Raw genomic sequence first — 4,671 nt, forward strand, 5'->3', positions numbered from 1 at the left:
GCCGACATGATTACTGGTTTTGGTGTTGCAGAAGCAGTTCGTCATTTTTACGCAACTTACGGCGGAGACATTAAAGGTAAAAAAGCAATCGTTCAAGGTTTTGGAAACGTAGGTTCGGCAGCAGCTTTCTATTTAGCTGAAATGGGAGCAAAAGTTATCGGAATCATTGATCGCGATGGCGGATTAATAAAAGAAGAAGGTTTTTCTTTTGAAGAAATTAGAACGTTGTTTTTAAACAAAGACGGAAATAAATTAGTTGCTGACAATATGATTCCGTTTGAAGAAATCAATTCTAAAATCTGGACAATTGGTGCTGAGATTTTCACTCCTTGTGCCGCTTCAAGATTAGTAACTCAAACACAAATAGACAGCTTAATCTCAAACGGATTAGAAGTAATTTCTTGTGGTGCGAATGTTCCTTTTGCAGACAAAGAAATTTTCTTTGGTTCTATCATGGAACAAGTAGACCGTAAAGTAAGTTTAATTCCTGACTTTATTTCTAACTGCGGAATGGCACGAGTTTTTGCTTATTTCATGGAGAAAAAAGTTCAAATGACCGATGAGGCTATTTTTAACGATACATCTGATACCATTAAAAATGCGATTGTAAAAGCTCACGCTTTGAGTTCGTCTAAAACAAATATTAGTGCAACTGCTTTTGAGATTGCATTGAAACAGTTGGTATAGTAAAGATATATTCTACTTTATTAAAAAAGGATCAAATTTAAATTTGATCCTTTTTTTGTTTCTCGCAGATTTGGCAGATTATGCAGATTTTTTTTTGCTTTAAATTTAATCTGCTCAATCTGCCAAATCTGCGGGAAAAACATTCGACGCAAAATAAATCGGAGACTTTCATTCTAAACAATTTTTACTACTTTTAAACGTTTTTAAAATAATACATTTCAAAATTCAGAATTTAAATGAGTTCCTCTATTTCTTCAGATCAAAAGAAATCATTACTATTCACAATCGCTATTTATGCGGTAGTTATTGCGTTGCTGTTTTTTATACGCTTTTGGCCTCCTTATAATCCTGAAAATAATGTTGCTCTTGCTGATGGTGGCGGAGGTGGCGGAGGCGTTACAGTAAATTTCGGAGATAGCGATTTAGGTTCTGGAGCCAATTATAAAAGCGAAGTTTTGGATGTAAAAAATAATGTGAAACAAGCTCCTGCAAAAACAACTCCAGAAGAAGAATCTATAATTACGCAGGAAAACACAACAACAGAAAATGACGTTGTAATTCCGACAAAAGAAAAACCGAAGAAGCCTGTTCCTGTTGAGAAACCTGTACAAAAACCTGTACCGGAAAAACCAAAAGTTTCTAATTCGACAAACGATGCCTTAGCCAGCATTATGAAAGGCTCCAACAAAGGCGGAGACGGAGATGACAAAACTGCAGGAAACAAAGGAAAAGCAAACGGAAGTTTAAACTCTAATGGTTATTACGGAAGTGGCGGTTCTGGCGGAGGAACTGGAGGCGGTAACGGAACTGGAAATGGCATAGGAACCGGAAGCGGTTACGGAGCAGGAACTGGTGGCGGTTCTGGTGGCGGATCTGGATATTCTCTAGGAAACAGAAAAGCCTTATCTAAACCTGCACCAAAATATACTTGTAACGAAGAAGGAAAAGTCGTTGTTGAAGTAAGTGTTGACCAAAACGGAAAAACGATAAGCGCAACACCAGGAATTAAAGGAACAACAAATACTGCAAAATGCTTATTGGATCAAGCTAGAATCGCAGCAATGAATACCAAATGGGAATCTGACAGTGATGCTCCTGCAAAACAAGTTGGAAAAATTATTTATAATTTCAGTTTGGATTAAAAAACACGAATTACACAGATTTACATTAAATCTGCTATTATAGAAAAAGGCTTTCAGAAATCTGAAAGCCTTTTTTATTTCATCAAGTTTGTCATTTCGACGAAGGAGAAATCTTCGCGAGAAACTCTACAAAGATTGGATTTTCGTTGCGGAGCTACTTGTGGAGATTTCTCCTTCGTCGAAATGACAAGATTGTAACACATTCCTTATGTGATTGCTTCGTTCCTCGCAATGACTATTTTGGACTTGTAGCAATTACAAACTTCAAATTGTTCTTCACTCCTATCTGTAAAACATCTACTAAATCTTGAACTTGTAAGTTAAACGGAATTCGAACTACAACAGTTTGTTCTTTATCTGTTCCTATTTTTGACATTAAACTCGTCTCTAGATTTTCAAAATCTACTTCCTGTTTGTCAATGTAGAACTTTTTATCTTCTGTAACCGATAAACTAATTAATTGTTTATTTGTCTTTTCATTCGCTTTAGCTTTTGGCAATGTCATCTTAATCACGTTCGGATTTGCCAGTGTTGAGATAATTAAGAAAAACAACAGCAGGAAAAACATGATATCGCTCAAAGATGAAGTCGCAACTTCGGCGTGAAATCTTCTTTTTCTTTTAATAGACATGGCTTATGCTCTTTGAATTATATTGACAAATTCTAAAATCTGTTTCTGAATTTTTAAAGCAAAATTATCAATCTTTCCGTTTAATAAGTGGTAAGCGCTATAAGCAATAATACCCACAATTAATCCAGAACCTGAACTGATCATTTTCTCGTACAAACCTCCAGAAATATTTCCGATACTAATATTTTCTGTAACCGAAATACTGTAGAAAATCTTGATAACCCCAGAAATTGTTCCAATGAAACCTAATGTTGGCGCAATACCAGCAATAAGTCCTAAGTGACCTAAATGTCTTTCCATTTCGCCAATTTCGATATCGGCAGCACGATCCATATTGGCTTCAATTTCAGAAATTGGTCTTCCAATTACCAAAACGCCTTCTTTTAAAATATTTCCAGCTGCAGTATTATTTCTTTCTACAATTGTTCTTGCCAATTCGATATTTCCAGAATGTAATTTTTCGCTAATATCTTGCATTAATCTGCTGTCGATTTTAGACGCACGGTTGATGTACATATAACGTTCAAAAATCAGGTAAATAGTGTAAAACAATAAAATCGCGATTGGAATTAAGAACACTCCTCCTTTCATGATGAAGCCAAACATTGAAATTTCATTTTGCGGTGCTGCGATCTTTTCGACCACTACATTTGAAGCATTTGCGATTGTATCTGTTTGTAACTGAATAAAACTAAACATATATTAATTCTGGTTTTTAATAATTAATTCTAAAAAATATTTGAAATTTGCAATAAAGATAATTTTCGCTGTAATATTAAACTACAAAAATCGAAATTTATTTCAATCAACAACCATTTTATCTAAACAAATGAACTATCAAGAAACTACCAATTGGATGTTTAATCAGCTTCCAATGTACCAATTGCAAGGTGCTTCTGCGTATAAAGAAGATTTAACGAATATCAAATTATTGGCAGCCCATCTTGATAATCCGCAGAACAGATTGCGATGCATTCACGTTGCGGGAACAAACGGAAAAGGTTCTACTTCGCATATGCTTTCTTCTGTTTTACAAGAAGCAGGTTATAAAGTCGGATTATATACTTCTCCGCACTTGAAAGATTTTAGAGAAAGAATTAAAATAAACGGTAAAGAAATCTCGGAAGAGTTTGTTATTGAATTTGTTGCGAAACACAAAGATTTTTTTGAAGCCAATGATATGAGTTTCTTCGAAATGTCGGTTGGATTGGCTTTTGATTATTTTGCTGCAGAAAAAGTAGACATTGCTATAATCGAAGTTGGTTTGGGTGGAAGATTGGATGCTACTAATATTATTACGCCTTTGGTTTCGGTAATTACCAATATTGGTTTAGATCATACTCAGTTTCTAGGAAATACTTTGGAAGCGATTGCTGGAGAAAAAGCGGGAATTATAAAACCGAATGTTCCAGTTGTTATTGGCGAATATAATGACGAAACTAAACCTGTATTTTTGGCTAAAGCCGAAGAGAACAATGCGCCGATTTATTTTGCATCAGATTTGATTGATCAGATTTATTTGTCGGACTTGATTGGAGATTATCAGTTTCATAATAAAAAGACGGTTCAGCAGACAATTTCAATCCTTAATAGTCAAACCGATTTTAAAGTTTCGATTGAACAATTAAAAGAAGGTTTATTGCATGTTGTAAAAAATACTGGTTTACAAGGAAGATGGCAGCAATTGGGAGAAAACCCGAAAATCATTTGCGACACTGCTCACAATAAACACGGATTGTCGGTTGTGATGAATCAGCTGAAAAATGAGAAATACGAAAAACTTCATATTGTTTTGGGCGTTGTGAATGATAAAGATCTGGATTCTATTTTGCCACTTTTTCCAAAAGAAGCGACATATTATTTCTGCCATCCAAATTCGTCACGAGCTTTGCCTGCTGAAACTTTAAAAAATGCGGCTGAAAAATTCAACTTAATAGGAGAAAAATACGATTCTGTTGAAATCGCTTTCGCGGAAGCAAAGAAAAATGCTTTAGAAAATGATTTTATTTACGTTGGCGGAAGCACTTTTGTCGTTGCCGAATTGCCTTTGGACTAAAATATACTTTTGATTTAGAAAAAAACTTAAAAAATTCTTTTTAATAACAAATTCATAAACAAATAGATATAAGTTATTTTTAAAAAAGTTTTATTTTTTATTGTTTTTTGCTTGCAGAACTCAAAAACAGGCGTATATTTGCACTCGCAATCACA

The 4,671-nt window shown here is 34.5% G+C and carries 4 protein-coding genes and 1 pseudogene; 3 read left to right on the forward strand and 2 right to left on the reverse strand.

Translation table 11 applies throughout. The features are described from left to right. Nucleotides 1-687, forward strand: a pseudogene (locus B3J44_RS14445) (amino acid dehydrogenase); the annotation flags it as partial. 236 nt (nt 688-923) lie between these two features. Then, nucleotides 924-1,829, forward strand: coding sequence for an energy transducer TonB (locus B3J44_RS14450; protein ID WP_286969183.1), 906 nt, complete (start codon nt 924-926; stop codon nt 1,827-1,829). A 235-nt stretch (nt 1,830-2,064) separates the two neighbouring features. Here the strand turns inward: B3J44_RS14450 and B3J44_RS14455 are convergent, their stop codons facing one another. Both B3J44_RS14455 and B3J44_RS14460 read right to left on the reverse strand, forming a co-directional pair. Next, the gene (locus tag B3J44_RS14455) at nt 2,065-2,460 is read right to left on the reverse strand and encodes an ExbD/TolR family protein (RefSeq protein ID WP_008464192.1); all 396 of its coding nucleotides are present in this window, start codon (nt 2,458-2,460) and stop codon (nt 2,065-2,067) included. 3 nt (nt 2,461-2,463) lie between these two features. After that, nucleotides 2,464-3,159, reverse strand: a complete 696-nt coding sequence (locus B3J44_RS14460; protein ID WP_286969184.1) for a MotA/TolQ/ExbB proton channel family protein — start codon at nt 3,157-3,159, stop codon at nt 2,464-2,466. A 130-nt stretch (nt 3,160-3,289) separates the two neighbouring features. Between B3J44_RS14460 and B3J44_RS14465 the strand changes: the two genes are divergently transcribed. Next, on the forward strand, nt 3,290-4,516 hold the full coding sequence (locus B3J44_RS14465) for a bifunctional folylpolyglutamate synthase/dihydrofolate synthase (protein WP_286969187.1): 1,227 nt from the start codon (nt 3,290-3,292) through the stop codon (nt 4,514-4,516). The last annotated feature ends 155 nt before the right edge of the window (nt 4,517-4,671 follow it).

Source organism: Flavobacterium sp. UBA4854, assembly GCF_002399805.1.
GTDB lineage: Bacteria > Bacteroidota > Bacteroidia > Flavobacteriales > Flavobacteriaceae > Flavobacterium > Flavobacterium ginsengisoli.